Source organism: Actinomadura sp. 6N118, from assembly GCF_044326415.1.
Lineage (GTDB): Bacteria > Actinomycetota > Actinomycetes > Streptosporangiales > Streptosporangiaceae > Spirillospora.
Genome location: NZ_JBIRAZ010000001.1, coordinates 765,898 through 781,385 on the forward strand (window position 1 = coordinate 765,898; position 15,488 = coordinate 781,385).

Annotated in this window: 14 protein-coding genes; 9 read left to right on the top strand and 5 right to left on the bottom strand. The window is 69.4% G+C overall.

What is annotated here, in order from left to right:
• Nucleotides 1-778 precede the first annotated feature (778 nt).
• The 9 genes from ACH34W_RS03315 to ACH34W_RS03355 all read left to right on the top strand — a co-directional run bounded on the left by ACH34W_RS03315 (nucleotide 779) and on the right by ACH34W_RS03355 (nucleotide 10,468).
• Nucleotides 779-1,660, top strand: coding sequence for a transketolase (locus tag ACH34W_RS03315; protein WP_395959162.1), 882 nt, complete (start codon nucleotides 779-781; stop codon nucleotides 1,658-1,660).
• Nucleotides 1,657-2,607: a transketolase family protein gene (locus ACH34W_RS03320; RefSeq protein ID WP_395959163.1), complete on the top strand. Its 951-nt coding sequence runs from the start codon at nucleotides 1,657-1,659 to the stop codon at nucleotides 2,605-2,607. The genes ACH34W_RS03315 and ACH34W_RS03320 overlap by 4 nt, the downstream gene beginning before the upstream one ends.
• The gene (locus ACH34W_RS03325) at nucleotides 2,604-4,130 is read left to right on the top strand and encodes an FGGY family carbohydrate kinase (protein WP_395959164.1); all 1,527 of its coding nucleotides are present in this window, start codon (nucleotides 2,604-2,606) and stop codon (nucleotides 4,128-4,130) included. The genes ACH34W_RS03320 and ACH34W_RS03325 overlap by 4 nt, the downstream gene beginning before the upstream one ends.
• A gap of 19 nt (nucleotides 4,131-4,149) precedes the next feature.
• Nucleotides 4,150-4,977, top strand: coding sequence for an SDR family oxidoreductase (locus ACH34W_RS03330; RefSeq protein ID WP_395959165.1), 828 nt, complete (start codon nucleotides 4,150-4,152; stop codon nucleotides 4,975-4,977).
• A gap of 15 nt (nucleotides 4,978-4,992) precedes the next feature.
• Entirely contained in the window at nucleotides 4,993-6,006 is a 1,014-nt protein-coding gene (locus ACH34W_RS03335) for an ABC transporter permease (RefSeq protein ID WP_395959166.1), read from the top strand.
• 117 nt (nucleotides 6,007-6,123) lie between these two features.
• Entirely contained in the window at nucleotides 6,124-7,071 is a 948-nt protein-coding gene (locus ACH34W_RS03340) for a sugar ABC transporter substrate-binding protein (RefSeq protein WP_395959167.1), read from the top strand.
• Between the two features lie 92 nt (nucleotides 7,072-7,163).
• Nucleotides 7,164-8,654, top strand: coding sequence for a sugar ABC transporter ATP-binding protein (locus ACH34W_RS03345; RefSeq protein WP_395959168.1), 1,491 nt, complete (start codon nucleotides 7,164-7,166; stop codon nucleotides 8,652-8,654).
• A gap of 48 nt (nucleotides 8,655-8,702) precedes the next feature.
• Nucleotides 8,703-9,704, top strand: coding sequence for a sugar-binding transcriptional regulator (locus ACH34W_RS03350; protein ID WP_395959169.1), 1,002 nt, complete (start codon nucleotides 8,703-8,705; stop codon nucleotides 9,702-9,704).
• On the top strand, nucleotides 9,701-10,468 hold the full coding sequence (locus ACH34W_RS03355) for an SDR family oxidoreductase (RefSeq protein ID WP_395959170.1): 768 nt from the start codon (nucleotides 9,701-9,703) through the stop codon (nucleotides 10,466-10,468). Before ACH34W_RS03350 ends, ACH34W_RS03355 begins: the two co-directional genes overlap by 4 nt.
• Nucleotides 10,469-10,523: 55 nt before the next feature.
• Here the strand turns inward: ACH34W_RS03355 and ACH34W_RS03360 are convergent, their stop codons facing one another.
• The 5 genes from ACH34W_RS03360 to ACH34W_RS03380 are packed head-to-tail and all read right to left on the bottom strand — an operon-like array spanning nucleotide 10,524 to nucleotide 15,475.
• Nucleotides 10,524-12,047 carry a tannase/feruloyl esterase family alpha/beta hydrolase gene (locus ACH34W_RS03360; protein ID WP_395959171.1) on the bottom strand — a complete coding sequence of 508 codons (1,524 nt, stop codon included), beginning with the start codon at nucleotides 12,045-12,047 and terminating at the stop codon, nucleotides 10,524-10,526.
• A gap of 44 nt (nucleotides 12,048-12,091) precedes the next feature.
• Entirely contained in the window at nucleotides 12,092-12,811 is a 720-nt protein-coding gene (locus tag ACH34W_RS03365; protein ID WP_395959172.1) for an ABC transporter ATP-binding protein, read from the bottom strand.
• Nucleotides 12,808-13,590: an ABC transporter ATP-binding protein gene (locus ACH34W_RS03370; protein WP_395959173.1), complete on the bottom strand. Its 783-nt coding sequence runs from the start codon at nucleotides 13,588-13,590 to the stop codon at nucleotides 12,808-12,810. The genes ACH34W_RS03365 and ACH34W_RS03370 overlap by 4 nt, the downstream gene beginning before the upstream one ends.
• Nucleotides 13,587-14,621, bottom strand: a complete 1,035-nt coding sequence (locus ACH34W_RS03375) for a branched-chain amino acid ABC transporter permease (RefSeq protein WP_395959174.1) — start codon at nucleotides 14,619-14,621, stop codon at nucleotides 13,587-13,589. Before ACH34W_RS03375 ends, ACH34W_RS03370 begins: the two co-directional genes overlap by 4 nt.
• Nucleotides 14,618-15,475 (bottom strand): branched-chain amino acid ABC transporter permease, encoded by an 858-nt coding sequence (locus ACH34W_RS03380; RefSeq protein ID WP_395959175.1) that lies wholly within the window; start codon nucleotides 15,473-15,475, stop codon nucleotides 14,618-14,620. The genes ACH34W_RS03375 and ACH34W_RS03380 overlap by 4 nt, the downstream gene beginning before the upstream one ends.
• Nucleotides 15,476-15,488: the final 13 nt, after the last annotated feature.

Genomic DNA, 15,488 nt, shown 5'->3' on the forward strand with positions numbered 1-15,488 from the left:
CAGCGAGCCTTGGGTACCGGCCCAGAAGAGATGCGACTGGTTATTGCGGAGTATCAGGCCTGCTGCGGGATCCTGTTTTCGGCTGACGTTCGGGGACACGGAATTCGACGCGGCCGTACGAGCCATCACAGACCGACTTGCTGTCGCGCCAGCGTGCCTGGCACGTTCCTCCCAGTCCCGAAGACATTGCAGCGGAGAAGCGGATCCAGGAGTGCGCCGCTCGAGGCCACACGTTCGACTAGCCACCGACTCTGCAGCCGACCGAGTCGACAACCGGCCCGTACGGGCCGCAGGGGCACGTGTGCGCCACGGGTGGCGAAGGCAACCTTGTAGGTCGCTGCCCGGCGTCGTGGATACGAGGCCCGCCACGGCTGTTCGAGCGTCGATGCGGCCAGTGGCGTATTGATCATGCACCCAGCCGATAGGTGGGTGAACGGTGGAATCGCAGTCAATGGGCTGTGAGGCGCGGCTGGCGGACACGCGCAGCGTGCGGACAGCGACTGTGGGGCGACTTCGGACCTGGTGGCGGGTGAAAGGCGGGGCCCACCCGTCGGGGACGCTCGACTCCTTGGCGATGCGTCATCCGCCGTCCTCCGGACGCCGTCGGGTGCTGTGACAGCGTGCACCCAAGTGGATCTGATCAGTAGTTGAACCAGGGTTGTCGCAGCGCATGTGGATGTCCGAAACCAGGAAAGTGACCCTTGACACATGGTCGTAACGCGTCCTAGCGTTAAATTACATTCAAGAGTGAATAGATATTCAAGGCGAAGGTGGATACATGTTGACGGCGGATCCGGGCGAAGTCGCGCTCTACCGGGGGCGGCGGGGGCGGACCCCTGGGCTTCCGGTGGGGCAGCAGGCCGAGGTGCTGCGGGAGCTCGCGGGAGAGGTGCGGCGGAGCGTCGTGCGCATGATCGATCGGGCTCAGATGGGGCACATCGGCGGGGACTTCTCGGTCGCCGACATCCTCGCAACGCTGTTCGGGGGTGTGCTCAACGTGGATCCCGGAGATCCCCGGAACGCGACCAGGGACCGGTTCGTGCTCAGCAAGGGCCACTGCGCGGCATCGCTGTACGCGACGCTCGCACATTGCGGATTCTTTCCCAAGAGCGAGCTGGAGACGTTCATGGCGCCGCTGTCGGCGCTCAACGGGCATCCGAACCGGACCAAGGTGCCCGGGGTGGAGACCAACACGGGGCCGCTGGGGCACGGATTTCCGGTCGCGGTCGGGTGTGCGATCGCCGGGAAGCTCTCCGGCCAGGACTGGCGGACCTTCGTGGTGCTCGGTGACGGGGAGCTGCAAGAAGGCAGCAACTGGGAGGCTGCGATGACCGCCTCCCATCACGACCTCGGCAATCTGACCGCGATCGTGGACCGGAACCGGTTCCAGCAGGGCGCCGGGACCGAGGAGACCAAGTCCCTGGAGCCGCTCGCCGACAAGTGGGCCAGCTTCGGATGGGACGTCCGGGAGACCGACGGACACGACCACGCGCAGCTGCTCCAGGCGTTCCGGCCCTCGGACACCGGCCGGCCCGTCGCCGTCATCGCGCACACGATCAAGGGGAAGGGCGTGTCGTTCATGGAGGACCGCGTGGAGTGGCACCACAAGGTCCCGAGCCGCGACCAGGTGCACGCCGCGCTGGAGGAGTTGAGCCGATGACCGCCGAACTCGTACAGGAGACCTTTGACTGCCGGCAGGCGTTCGCGGAGGAGCTCATCGCCCTGGCGAAGGAGGACGAACGGGTCGTCGCCGTCTGCAATGACTCGGTCGGGTCGAGCAACCTGGTCAAGTTCAAGGAGCTCTTCCCGGAACGGCTCGTCAATGTGGGGATCGCCGAGCAGGACCTGGTGGGTGTCGGCGCGGGGCTCGCCAATGGCGGATTCGTCCCGTTCGTCAGCGCCGCCGGGCCGTTCCTCACCGGGAGGGCCACAGAGCAGATCAAGGCCGACGCCGCGTACAGCGGGGTGCCGATCGTGCTCTGCGGCCAGAGCCCGGGCATGGCGTACGGGGAGCTCGGTCCTACGCATCATTCCATTGAGGATCTTTCGTGGATGCGGGCCATCGCCGACCTGGCCGTGGTGGTTCCGGCGGATCCGGTGCAGATGCGGCAGGCCGTTCGGTGGGCGGCGGGCTACGGCAAGCCCGTTTACATGCGGATTCCGCGGTTCAAAGTGCCCGAGGTGACGCCGGAGAGCGCGCTGTTCGAGCCTGGAAGGGCCGTCCAGCTCACCGAAGGCGATGACATCACGGTGATGGCGGCCGGGACGCTTGTCTCGCGCGCTGTCGAGGCTGCGGAGACGCTTCGCGACGAAGGCATCGGAGTACGCGTCCTCAACATGACGTTCATCGAGCCTATGGATGTGGAGGCCGTCCTTAGGGCGGCCCGCGAGACCAAGGGCATCGTCACCGCGGAAGAAGCGACGACCACCGGTGGCCTCGGCGCGGCGGTCGCGAACGTGGTTGTGCAGAACGAGCCTGTTCCGATGCGGATCCTCGGAATCAACCGGGAGTTCGCGCCCACGGGAAGCGCCTCGTTCCTACTGGAGCACTTCGGGCTGACCGCAGACGGCATAGGCCGCGCCGTACGTGAGCTGCTACAGCCATGAAGCCCTACGTTCTGGCCATTGACCAGGGAACGAGCGCCACCAAGGCGATCCTCGTCGATCGCGGGCGGAACATCGTCTCCCATGGTTCCGCCCCGGTCGCCCTTTCCGCGCCCAAGCCGGGGTGGGTGGAGCAATCGGCCGAGGAGATCTGGGAGAGCTGCGGGACGGCGGTCGCGAGCTGCCTCGAAGGCCATGACCCCGGCGATGTCGCGGCCGTCGGCCTCAGCACGCAGCGGGAATCGCTGCTGCTCTGGGACCGCGCCACGGGGCGGCCGATGGGTCCGATGCTGAGCTGGCTGGACCGCCGCACGGCAGGTGACCTGGACCGTCGTGCGGCAGGCGACCTGAGTCCGCGCAAGGTCGGCGACCTGGACCGTCGTGCGGCAGGTGACCTGAGCCTGGACGCCGCCGACATGGTCAAGGAGGTCAGCGGCCTGCCCTTGGACCCGATGTTCTCGGCGCCCAAGGCCCGCTGGCTGCTGGACGAGTACGACCCCGACCGCAGCCGTGCCAAGGCGGGAGAACTCTGTCTCGGAACGGTCGACTCCTGGCTGCTCTACAAGCTCGGCGGCGACCACCTGATCGAGGTGGGAAACGCGGCCCGCACCCAGCTCATGGACGTCCGGGAGAGGACCTGGGACAAGCGCCTCACTCAGCTCTTCGACGTTCCGCATGAAGTTCTGCCAACCATCGTCTCGTCGCAGGGGCCGTTCCCCAGCACCAAGGGGCTCGGGCCGCTGCCGGACGGCATCCCTGTAACGGCGGTGCTCGGCGACTCCCACGCTGCGCTCTTCGCCCACTGCGGCTGGACAGAAGGCACGGTCAAGGCGACGTACGGCACGGGTTCCTCGGTCATGGCCGCGGCATCCCCGACGGCCCGCGTGCCTCAGGGCATGTGCCTGACGATCGCCTGGGACGTAGGCGAGCCGACCTGGGCCATCGAAGGCAACATCAGGTCGACCGGCGCGACGCTCACCTGGCTGGCCGGTGTCTTGGGACTCGAGCCGGATGACCTGGCTGACCAGGCCGCGGAGAGCAGCGAGGGCGTCGTCATCGTCCCGGCGTTCAGCGGCCTGGGCGCCCCGTGGTGGGACGACGCGGCGGTGGGCCTGATCAGCGGCGTCACGTTCGGCACCAGAGCAGAACACCTCGCCCGCGCCGCGCTCGAATCGATCGCCTTCCAGATCGAGGACGTCCTCAGCGCAGTCGAACGAGATGCGGCGCCGATCACCACACTCCTGGTGGACGGCGGCCCGACGTCCAACGAAACCCTGATGCAACTCCAGGCCGACACCAGCGGCAGAACAGTCGAACGATCTCCGGACCGGGACCTCTCCGCGCTGGGCGCCGCCCACCTGGCGGGCCTGACACACGGCCTGTGGAGCCAAGGAGACCTGGAAACCCTGCGGCGTCCCCGCGAGACCTATGTGCCGCAAGCCTGCGAGGCCGAACGTGAAAGCCGCCTCAAGCACTGGCACGACGCCGTGGACCGTGCGCGTCACCAGGGAGGGGCATCGGCATGAGGCTCGAGGGCAGGCCGGCATGAGGTTCGAGGGCAAGACCGTGGCCGTCACCGGAGCGGGGCGGGGCATCGGCCTGGGCATAGCGCGACGCTTTGCCGAGGAGGGAGCCGACGTCCTGATGCTCGACCTGGACGACGGCATAGAAGAAACGGCCGAAAGGCACAACGCGCGAGGAGTCAAGGCCGACGTCACCGACCGTGGCGACGTCACTGCCGCCTTCGGCGGGCTCGACCGCCTGGACGTTCTCGTCAACAACGCAGGCGTCATCACCATCAGCCGCCTGGAGGACCTCACCCTCAGCGATTGGCAAAAGGTCCTGAACGTCAACACCACCGGCACGTTCCTCTGCGCCCAGGCCGCCGCCGCCATCATGCGGAGGAACGGGCGAGGCGGACGCATCCTCAACGCCGCCTCGGGCCAGGCAAGACAGGGCTTCATCTACACCCCGCATTACGCGGCCAGCAAGTTCGGCGTCGTCGGCCTCACCCAGAGTCTGGCCAAGGAACTCGCCGAGGATCAGATCACCGTCAACGCCTACTGTCCCGGCATCGTCGACAGCGACATGTGGGACTACAACGACCGCGAGTGGGGCCGCCTGCTCGGCGGATCCAAGTCCGGCGGATCCAAGTCCGGTGGAACCAAGCCCGATGGAACCAAGCCCGGCGGAACCAAGCCCGGCGGATACAAGCCTGGCGAACTGATGGCCGAATGGGTCGCGAACATCCCGCTCGGCCGCGCCGGAACCAACGACGACATAGCCAATCTGCTGCTTTTCCTAGCCTCGGACGACGCCGCCTACATCACCGGTCAGGCGATCAACGTCGACGGCGGCATGTTCATGAGCTAGTACGAGGAGATCCTGATGAGCACGACGCAGGACACGGTGTCGGCCGTCGACACATCGCCGGGCAGGGGGCGTTCGAGAACACCTGCATGGGCGGATCAGCTGCTGACAGGCTCACGTGGGCCCGCGCTCGGCCTCGTGGCCCTGTGCGTCGCCCTCTTCATCGCGACGCCGCACTTCCTGACCGGCCCTAACCTGCTCAACATCGTCGATCAGATCACCATTCTGGGGATCCTGGCGCTCGGCATGACCGCTGTGATCATCATGGGCGGCATCGATCTGTCGGTCGGCGCGGTGCTCGCGCTGGCGACGATGGTCGTCGGCTGGCTGTCGCACGAGGCGGGCTGGCCGCTGTGGCTCAGCGCGATCACGGCGATCGCGGTCGGCGGCCTGTGCGGGCTGCTGTCCGGCCTCGGCATCACCATGGCCAAGCTGCCGCCGTTCATCGCGACCCTGGCGATGTTGTCGATCGCCCGCGGTGTCGCGAACGTGATCACTGACGGGCAGCAGATCGTCGGGTACCCCGACTGGTTCGACAACCTGTCCACCGTGCGCTACCTGGGCATCTTCACGGTCACCTCGATTGTGCTCGTACTGCTGTACGTAGCGGGCTGGGCGTACATGCGCTACCGCTCCGGCGGCCGTTCGATCTACGCCATCGGCGGCAGCCCCGAGGTGGCGCGGCTGGCGGGCATCAGCGTCAAGAAGACCACCACGCTCGTCTACGTCGTGGCCGGGCTGCTGGCGGGGCTGGCGGGTGTCTTCATGACCATGCGGCTCGACTCCTCCCAGCCCAGCGCGGGCCTGAGCTACGAGCTCGACACCATCGCCGCCGTGGTGATCGGCGGCGCCAGCCTGTCCGGCGGCGTCGGCCGCGTCACCGGGACCGTGATCGGCGTCCTGATCATCGGAGTGCTGCGCAACGGCCTCAACCTCCTCAGCGTCTCCCCGTTCGTCCAGCAGATCGTCATCGGCGCGGTGATCGCGCTCGCGGTCATGCTCGACGTGCTCCGGCGCCGCGAGGCCCACTAGCAAACGCCGCGAGGCCCCCTGGCCGCGAGGCCCACTAGCAAACGCCGCGAGGCCCCCTGGCCGCGAGGCTCACTGGCAGAAGCCGCAAGGCTGCCCAGCAGAAGGAGTATCCACCCCATGAAAACCCCCATGGCCATAGGAATGGCGGCTGTGCTCGCCTTGGGCGTCGCCGGCTGCGGACGCGGCGGCTCGTCCGGCGAAGGCAAGATCGTCATCGGTCTCGCCGTCGCCAACCTCCAGGCCGACTTCTTCAACCAGATCAAGCAGGCGGTCGAGGAGCAGGCCAAGACCAAGAACGTCGAGGTCGTCGTCGCGGACGCCCGGGGCGACTCGGCCACCCAGGTCAACCAGATCCAGGACTTCATCAGCCGCCAGGTCAAGGCGATCATCTACATCCCGGCGGGCGCCACCGCCGCGGGCGTGCCGGTCAAGGCCGCCGAACGCGCCAAGATCCCCGTCATCACCGTGGACCGCAACCCGCCGGACCAGCCCGGCAAGTCGTTCATCGCCACCGACAGCGTCGCCGCCGCCAAGACCCTCGGCGAATGGACGACCAAGAGCGTGGGTGGCAAGGGACAGCTGGCCATCCTCCAGGGCCAGATCGGGACGACGCCGCAGGTCGATCGGCAGAAGGGCTTCGGCGAGGCGCTCGCAGCCGCGCCCGGGGTCAAGGTCGTCTCGCAGCAGACCGCCGAGTGGGCGCAGGACAAGGCGTTCTCGGTCGCACAGGACATGCTCCAGGCCAAGCCCAGCATCAACATCTTCTGGGGCCAGGCCGACGCGATGGCGCTCGGCGCCGCCCAGGCGGTCAAGTCCGCTGGTACTGGCAAGAAGTACACGATCGTCGGGTTCGACGGCGACGTGGCCGGGATCAAGGCGGTCCGCGCCGGGACGATCGACGCCACCATGGTCCAGCAGACCCGCAAGATGGGCCGGATGGCCGTGGACACCGCGATCAGCGTCATCGACGGCAAGGCGGTGCCTGCTCAGCAGCTTCAGCCCGCGTTCCTGCTGACCAAGAAGGACACGGCCAAGGCCGACGAATACATCGCCACCCACCCGTAGGAACGCGCCATGACTCCCGTACGAACGCGCGGCGGCTCCGGACCAACGTGCCGCGGCCCCGTAGGAACGCACCGACTCGGTAGGAACGTGCAATGACTGACAACGGCAGCCGTGGCCTGGTCGTTCGGGGTGTGTCCAAGCGCTTCGGCGCGACCCAGGCGCTCGACCACATCGACCTCGACGTACGCCCGGGGGAGGTCGTGGCCCTGCTGGGCGAGAACGGCGCGGGCAAGTCGACGCTCTCCAACGTGATCGCCGGGACGTTCCCGTCCGACACCGGCGACATGACGTGGAACGGCGAGCCCTACGCGCCGGGTTCGCCCGGCGAGGCGATCAGCCAGGGCATCGGGCTCATCCACCAGGAGATGCGGCTGTTGCCGGATCTGTCGGTGGCGGAGAACGTCTTCGTCGGGCGCCTCCTCCAGCGCGGCGGCAGGATCGATCGTGCGGAGATGAACCGGCGGGCCAGCCAGCAGCTCACAAGGCTCGGGCTGGACATCCCGCCGACCCGGCTCGTCCGGACCCTGCGCGTCGCCGAACAGCAGCAGGTCGAGATCGCCAAGGCGCTCACGCTGAACGCCCGGCTGCTCATCCTGGACGAGCCCACCGCCGCGCTCGGCTCCGACGAGACCGATCATCTCTTCGAACGGATCGAGGCCCTCAAAGGCGAGGGCATGGCGTTCATCTACATCAGCCACCGGCTGGAGGAGATCACCCGCATCTGCGACCGCATCGTGGTGATGCGCGACGGCCAGCGAGTCGCCTCGCACGACACCGCCCACGTTCCGGTGGCCCAGCTCGTGGAGGAGATGGTCGGCCGCAGCATCGAACGGATCTTCCCCGACACCGGGGCGCCGCGCGAACGCGCCGTTCTGCGCGTGGACGAGCTCACGGCCGCCAACGGGACGTTCCAGGACGTCTCGTTCGACGTCCATGAGGGCGAGATCCTCGGGATCGCGGGCATCGTCGGAGCCGGCCGCACCGAACTCGTCCGGGCGGTCGCCGGAGTCGACCCGGTCAAGACGGGCACGGTCTCGGTGGAGGGCGACGTGCTGAGGCTGCGCGGGCCGCGCGACGCCATCGACGCCGGGGTCGTGCTCGTTCCCGAGGACCGCAAGAACCAGGGCGCCGTCCTCGACCTGTCCATCGGCGACAACGTCGCGCTGCCCAATCTGGACCGCGTCGCCACGCGCGGCTGGCTCACGCCGCAGCGCGTGGCCTCCGCCGCCAGCGCCGCGATCACCGAGATGGGCATCAGGGGACGGCCGTCCCAGCCGGTGAGCACCCTGTCGGGCGGCAACCAGCAGAAGGTCGTCATCGCCAAGTGGCTGGCGCGGCGGCCCAAGGTCGTGATCCTGGACGAGCCCACCCGCGGCATCGACGTCGGTGCCCGGGCCGCCATCTACGAGGTGATCGCCGACCTCGCCCGTTCGGGGATGGCGGTGATCGTCGTCAGCTCCGACCTCGACGAGGTGCTGGGCCTGTCGCACCGCGTCCTGGTGCTCAGCCGAGGACGGCTGCGGGGCATTCTGGCCGGGGCGGAAGCCACCGACACCGCCGTCATGCGGCTGGCCACGGCATGATGCTCAGTGCCGGAACGTCCGCGCCGGCCCACAGTCCGAAAGGCCACGATGACCAGCATCCGCCGCGCCACCCGCATGGCGACCACCGACGAGCAGTTGCGCCTGATGACCCGGGTCGCCCGCATGTACCACGAGCGGGGGATGCGCCAGCCGCAGATCGCCGAGGAGCTGCGCATCTCCCAGCCGCGGGTGTCCCGATTGCTCAAGCAGGCCGTCGAGCTGGGCATCGTCCGGACCATCGTCGTACCGCCCGCCGGGGTCTTCACCGATCTGGAGGAGGCGGTGCAGAACCGGTACGGGCTCCGTGACATGGCCATCGTCGACGTGGAGGGCGAGGGCGAGGAGGTCCTGCCCGCCCTCGGCGCCGCCACCGCCGTCTACCTGGAGACCACCCTCATGGAGGGTGACCGGGTCGGCATCTCCTCCTGGAGCGCGACGCTGCTCGCCACCGTGGAGGCCATGCGTTCCAAACCCGGCGGGCGGTTCTTGGAGCAGGTCGTGCAGCTTGTCGGCGGCGTCGGCGACCCCAAAGTGCAGGTGCAGGCTACGCGCCTGATGGGCCGCCTCGCCGACATCACCGGCGCCGAGCCCATCTTCATCTCCGCGCCCGGTGTCGTCGGCAACCGCGCGGCCCGTGACGCGATCGTCGCAGATCCCAAGGTCGCCGACGTCATCGCGTCCTGGGACCGGCTGACCGTCGCGCTCGTCGGCATCGGCAGCCTGGAGCCGTCCCCGCTGCTGCGCGAGAGCGGCAACATCTTCTCGGCCGAGGAACAAGAAGAGCTGCGGCGCCTCGGCGGCGTGGGCGACATCAGCCTGCACTTCTTCGACGAGGACGGCACACTGCTGAACACCGACCTGGACGAACGCGTCATCGGGATCGCGCCCGGAACGTTCCGCGGCATCCCGCGCCGCATCGGCGTCGCCGGCGGCCACCGCAAGTACGCCGCGATCCGCGCCGCCCTGCGCGGCGGCTGGATCGACGTCCTCATCACCGACTTGGGCGTGGCCCGGCGCCTCGCCGACGAACCCGACAGGAGCACCCCGTGACCGCACCCTCGTTCCGCCTCGACGACCGGGTCGCCCTCGTGACCGGCGCCGGATCGGGCATCGGCCGGCGCCTGGCGATCGCCCTCGCCGAGATGGGCGCCGACGTCGCCTGCCTGGACCTGCCCGGTGCCGACCTGGACGTGGCCGTCGAGGCCATCGAGAAAGCGGGCCGGCACGCAGTGGCGTTCCACGGCGACGTCACCCAGGCCACCGACCTCGACGAGGCCGTAAGCCTGGCCGAACGTTCCCTCGGCCCCTTGCGCCTGGCAGTCAACGCCGCTGGGATCGCCAACGCGGCGCCCGCAGAGGACATGTCCCTCTCCCAGTGGCAGAAGGTCATCGACGTGAACCTCACCGGCGTCTTCCTCTCCTGCCAAGCCGAAGGCCGAGCCCTCCTCCGCAACGGCGGCGGCTCCATCGTCAACATCGCGTCGATGTCCGGAACGATCGCCAACCGCGGCCTCACCCAGGCGCACTACAACGCTTCCAAGGCCGCTGTCATGCACCTGTCGAAGAGCCTCGCCACCGAATGGGCCACCCGCGGCGTCCGCGTCAACAGCATCAGCCCCGGCTACACCGCCACCCCCATGAACCTCCGCCCTGAAGTCGCCGACCGCGTCGAACGCTTCGAGTCCGAAACCCCCATGGCACGCATGGCCACCGTCGACGAGATCGCCGGCCCCACCATCTTCCTGCTAAGCGACGCCGCCTCCTTCGTCACCGGCACAGACCTCCTGGTGGACGGCGGCTTCGTAGCCTGGTGACCCGCGCCCCGACGTGACGTCGCCGGGGCGGTGTGGTGGGCGTGGTGTTCGCGTGTCAGTACTTGGGTGCGCAGCGGAAGTTGGCGGCGTCGTTGGCGGCGCCGTGGCCCGTGTAGCGGGGGACGGCGGGCCAGCGGCACAGCGGCCGGGTCATGTCGCCGTTGCGGCCGAGTAGGGTGTCGGGGGCCTTGCCCTTCTCCACCCAGGTCACCAGTGCGGCGAGGGGGTCGGCCGGGGCGGCGCCGGGGCCGCCGGCGCAGTGGTCGACGCTGGGGGCCATGAAGAGCCGGGCGAATCGTTCGGTGCGGTGCGGTCCGCCCATCGTGGCGGCGACGCGCTGGTAGTAGTCGATGGTGCCCTGCGGGAAGATCAGCTGGTCGGCCCAGCCGTGCCACATGATGAGCTTGCCGCCTGCGTCGCGGTAGGCGCGCAGGTTGGGGTCGTCGGTGCCGAGCACGTCGTGGTACTCGGCGCGGGACTGGTCGAAGTAGGCGGGGAGGCCGGCCGTGGTCACGCTGCGCCAGTCGAAGGCGGGGTCCTTGGCCAGCCACCATTTAAACCACTCGACTGTGATCGGGAACGGTGTCGGTTCCAGATCGGCGGTGCTTCCGGCAAGCCCCGCGAACTTCGTCCCGGGCGTCAGCCCGTACCAGAGGAACGAGCCGTCTTTGCGGCGCGGTCCCTGCCATATGCGTTTGACGACGGCGGCGTCCCGGGCGGTGATGGTGCCGCACGGGGTCTTCGTGCCGATCAGCGCCGAGGGATCGAAGCGGCAGTTCCGGGGGTCCATGATCTGGTCGGTGACGCCGTCTGCGGGGTCGCAGGCGGCGGTCACGGCCTGGTTGATCGCGTCGAACGTGCACGGGGAGATCACGTTCCCCATCTCCCGCATCACGACCTGGGGCCACAGTTGGGCGGGGTGGAACCGGTCCCAGTTGATGGCGGGTGCGGCCGAGAGGATGCCGTCGTAGTCCCGCGGGTGGCGCTGGGCCTCCATCAGGCCCTGCCGTCCGCCGGTGGAGCAGCCGTTCCAGTACGAGTAGGCGGGCTGACGCCCGTAGTAGGCGCGGGTCACCGCCTTGCCCTTGATGGTCAGTTCGTGGAGGGAGCGGTAGGCGAAGTCCTTGATCTGGTTCCACTTCATTCCGGTGGGTGACCATGCCCAGTCGCCTGTCAGCGGGGTTCCGGTGTGTCCGGTGTCGGTGGACGCCGCTGCGTAGCCTGCCTTGGCGGCGGAGTCGGGGGGTGTGAGGACGCCGGCGAAGCCCCCACCTCCAACGCCCTGGAAGCGCCCGTTCCAGGAGTGCACAGGCATGGAGATCGCAATGTTGATGCTCTCGGGGACTCGCAGGGTGACGCGGCAGATCGCCGGGGTGGTGGAGGTCTGCTCGGCGCTGGTGACCCGGGTCCCGTCGGTGAAGGTCAGCCGGGCCAGGCCGGCGCAGGATCGGGCCGGCTCGCCTGGCCGCGCGGCGGCGGCAGAGCGGCCCGCCGGTGCAAGGCCTGTCAGGCCTGCCGTCACGACAAGGGTGGCCAGGACGGAAGTCCATGATCTGGCGGTGGGGCGGGACGGTCTCATGAAGGGGGTTCCTCTCCCGGGTCTTGGTGGGCTCGCGCGGCCGGTCAGCCGACGCCGAGGAGGGCGTGGGCCCGGTCGCGGTCGCGGCGGAAGTCGGTGGTGGTGCTTCGGTGCACGATGCGTCCCTTCTGCATGACGGCGACCTGGTCGGCGAGGCGGAACGCCAGGTGAAGATCCTGTTCGACGAGGACGACGGCGATGCCCTCGGCGCGCAGGCCCTCCAGTACCTCGGCGACCTGGTGGACGACGGCGGGCGCCAGTCCGTCGGACGGCTCGTCCAGCAGAAGCAGCCGCGGCTTGCGCAGCAGCGCCCGCCCGATGGCCAGCATCTGCTGCTCCCCGCCCGACAGCTCGTCGCCGCGATTGCCACGGCGTTCGGCCAGACGGGGCATCAGCTCGTAGATCCGCGCCGGTGTCCACGCACCACGGCGGTGGCCTTTGGCGGCGATGCGCAGGTTCTCCTCAACGGTCAGCGGCGCGAAAACCCGACGGCCCTGGGGGACGATGGCGACACCGCTGCGAGCGACGGCGTGCGCGGCCTGCCCGGCGAGTTCCCGGTCGCCCAGGAGGATGCTGCCGGAGTACGGCTTGAGCATCCCCATCACCGTGTGGATGAACGTGGTCTTGCCGACGCCGTTGCGGCCGAGCAGCGCCACGACGCCGCCCGCTGGGACGGTGAAGTCGACGCCGTCGAGCACGGTGGTGCCCGCGTAGCCGGCGCGCAGGTCGCGCACGGTGAGCAGGGCGCTCGTCGGTTCGGTCATCGCGGTCCTCCGGCGTCGATGAACAGGTCCTCGGTCCGGGCCGCGCCCAGGTAGGCGCGCTGCACCGCCTCGTCGGCGCGGATCTCCTCCGGCGTCCCGGAGGCCAACACACGCCCCAGGTGCAGGACAGTGATGTGGTCGGCCAAGCGGAACACCACGTCAAGGTCGTGCTCGACGACGACGATGGTCAGCGTCTCGGGAAGCCCTTCCAGCAGAGCCACGAACCGTTCGGTCTCGGCCGCCGACATTCCCGCCGTGGGTTCGTCGAACATCACGAGGGTGGGCTCGGCGGCCAGGACCATCGCGACCTCCAGTTGCCGCCGCTCGCCGTGGGACAACGCGGCCACCTTCTCCTGCGCCCGCCCCGCCAGGCCGACGGCGTCCAGGTGACGGAACGCCTCGTCCTGGACGCGGCGGAAACGCCGCGCGGCTCGGTCGAGGCGGTGCGCCACGCGGCAGACGCGCTGGGTGGCCAGGGCGACGTTGTCCAGCACCGAGCAGCCGAGGAACAGGCTGGCGTGCTGGTAGGTGCGCAGCATGCCGCGCCGGGCCCGTTCCGCTTCCGGCAGCGAGGTGACGTCCTGCCCCTGGAACAGGATGTGCCCGGAGGAGGCGCGCAGCGTCCCGGCCACGGTGGCGAACAGCGTTGATTTGCCGGCGCCGTTGGGACCGATGAGCGCGTGCCGCCGGCCCTTGGCCACCTCCAGGTCGACGTGGTCGACGGCGGTGAGTGAGCCGTAGGAGCGGGTCAGCCCCTGCAGTTGCAGAACGGGTGTCATGACGCGGTCTCCTTACGGCGGCGGACGCCGGTGATGCCCGCGAGGCCGCGCGGCATCAGGAAGACGACGGCGATGAACACCGCGCCCAGCACGAGCGGGCCGTGGCCGCCCACGTAGGTCGACAGGTTGTCGCGTACCAGCAGGACCAGGGCCGCGCCCAGGCACGGGCCCCACAGGCTGCCCGATCCGCCGATGACCACGCTGAGCAGGGCCAGCGCCGCGACCTCGAAGCCCATGTCGCCGGGGGAGACGAACCGGGCTTGGGCGGCCCACAGCGCACCGCCGACCCCGGCGACGGCTCCCGCCAGGCAGAAAGCGCCGTAGCGGGCGAGTGCGGGACGGTAGCCGAGCGCCCGCATCCGGGACTCGTTGTCGCGGATGCCGCGCAGCGTCCGCCCGTAGGGGGAACGCACGACCAGGGCGACGGCGGCGAGCACGGCGATCGCCACGGCCAGCACCCACCAGTAGACGAGGCCGGCGGCAAGCAGCGACGGGCCGCCGAACAGGCTGATCGGTGGCATCCCGGCCAGGCCGTTGCTGCCGCCCACCGCCTTCCAGGTGTCGGCGACCTGATGCACCGATTCACCGATCGCCAACGTCAGCATCAGGAAGACGATGCCGCGGGCACGCACCGCGATCCATCCGGTGACGGCCGCTGCGACCAGGCCCATCGCCAGGGCGGCGAGCGTCTGCACAAGGGCGTCAGGGGTGATGTGGATGCCGACCAGCACGGCGGTGTACGCGCCGACGCCGAAGTAGGCGGCCTGCCCCAGCGCGGGAAGCCCGGTGACCCCGGTCAGCAGGTCGACGCTGAGCACCAGCACCGCGAAGGCGAGCATCCGCGTCATGGTCGTCACCGGGTAGGGGCCCAGCATCAACGGCGCCGCGACCAGGATCGCGACGACCGCGACCATGATCACGGCCCTGCGGGGAGCCGGGCGGGCAGCGCCGCGGCCGGTCTCGCTTTCGCTCGCTCCGGGCGGGGACGCGGTGGTCTCCATCGTTGCCACGCCTTCCTGTATCGCCTTCATGCCGGCACCCCCGTCCGTGCGGGCAGCAGACCCGCCGGGCGCAACAGCAGCACCAGCGCCATCGCCGCGAAAAGGAAGAAGGAGGCGTACTCGGGCAGAAGCGCGGTGCCCAGAGCCTGCACCTGCCCGATCAGCACGGCGCCCAGCAGCGCGCCGCGGACCGAACCCAGGCCGCCGACGACCACCACGACCAGCGCCAGCAGCATCACCTCGTCGTCCAATCCGGGTGCGGCGCCCAGGATCGGGCCGGCCAGCACCCCGCCGACCGCCGCCAGCGCCGCCCCGCCGGCGAACACCCCGACCAGCACCCGGCCGGTGTTGATGCCCAGCGCCGAGACCATGGCACGGTCGGCCACAGTGGCCCTGATCACCGAGCCCAGCGCGCTGCGTTCCACCAGCAGATACACCGCCGCCGCCAAAGCGACACCGAAAGCGATCACCAGCAGCCGGTACACCGGATACGTCTCGCCGAGCACGTTGACGCCGCCGCCGACCATGGCGGGGGTGCCGATCGACTGCACGTCGTTGCCGAAGGCCACCGACAGCAGTTCGGTGACCACCAGGGCAATGCCCAGCGTGAGCAGGGCCTGGTCGAGGTGGTGCGGCGTGGCCCGGGTCAACCCGGCCAGCGCACCTCCCAGGACGGCCCCCGCCACCGCGGCGACGAGCACCGCCAGGACGAAGGCCGCCAGGCCACCGGTGTCGGCTACAAGAGCCACCGCGACGTATGCGCCGACCAGGTAGATCGCGCCGTGGGCCAGGTTGAGGACGTCCATCATCCCGAACACCAGCGACAGGCCCAGCGCGATCGCGAACAGCAGGGAACCCATCGCCAGCCCGTTGAGAATGCTCACCAGGTAAGTTGCC

Coding starts and splice junctions, on each gene's coding strand:
- ACH34W_RS03335 (WP_395959166.1), top strand. CDS start 4,993: ATGAGCACGACGCAGGACACGGTGTCGGCCGTCGACACATCGCCGGGC.
- ACH34W_RS03375 (WP_395959174.1), bottom strand. CDS start 14,621: ATGAAGGCGATACAGGAAGGCGTGGCAACGATGGAGACCACCGCGTCC.
- ACH34W_RS03350 (WP_395959169.1), top strand. CDS start 8,703: ATGACCAGCATCCGCCGCGCCACCCGCATGGCGACCACCGACGAGCAG.
- ACH34W_RS03325 (WP_395959164.1), top strand. CDS start 2,604: ATGAAGCCCTACGTTCTGGCCATTGACCAGGGAACGAGCGCCACCAAG.
- ACH34W_RS03330 (WP_395959165.1), top strand. CDS start 4,150: ATGAGGTTCGAGGGCAAGACCGTGGCCGTCACCGGAGCGGGGCGGGGC.
- ACH34W_RS03340 (WP_395959167.1), top strand. CDS start 6,124: ATGAAAACCCCCATGGCCATAGGAATGGCGGCTGTGCTCGCCTTGGGC.
- ACH34W_RS03320 (WP_395959163.1), top strand. CDS start 1,657: ATGACCGCCGAACTCGTACAGGAGACCTTTGACTGCCGGCAGGCGTTC.
- ACH34W_RS03360 (WP_395959171.1), bottom strand. CDS start 12,047: ATGAGACCGTCCCGCCCCACCGCCAGATCATGGACTTCCGTCCTGGCC.
- ACH34W_RS03315 (WP_395959162.1), top strand. CDS start 779: ATGTTGACGGCGGATCCGGGCGAAGTCGCGCTCTACCGGGGGCGGCGG.
- ACH34W_RS03345 (WP_395959168.1), top strand. CDS start 7,164: ATGACTGACAACGGCAGCCGTGGCCTGGTCGTTCGGGGTGTGTCCAAG.
- ACH34W_RS03365 (WP_395959172.1), bottom strand. CDS start 12,811: ATGACCGAACCGACGAGCGCCCTGCTCACCGTGCGCGACCTGCGCGCC.
- ACH34W_RS03370 (WP_395959173.1), bottom strand. CDS start 13,590: ATGACACCCGTTCTGCAACTGCAGGGGCTGACCCGCTCCTACGGCTCA.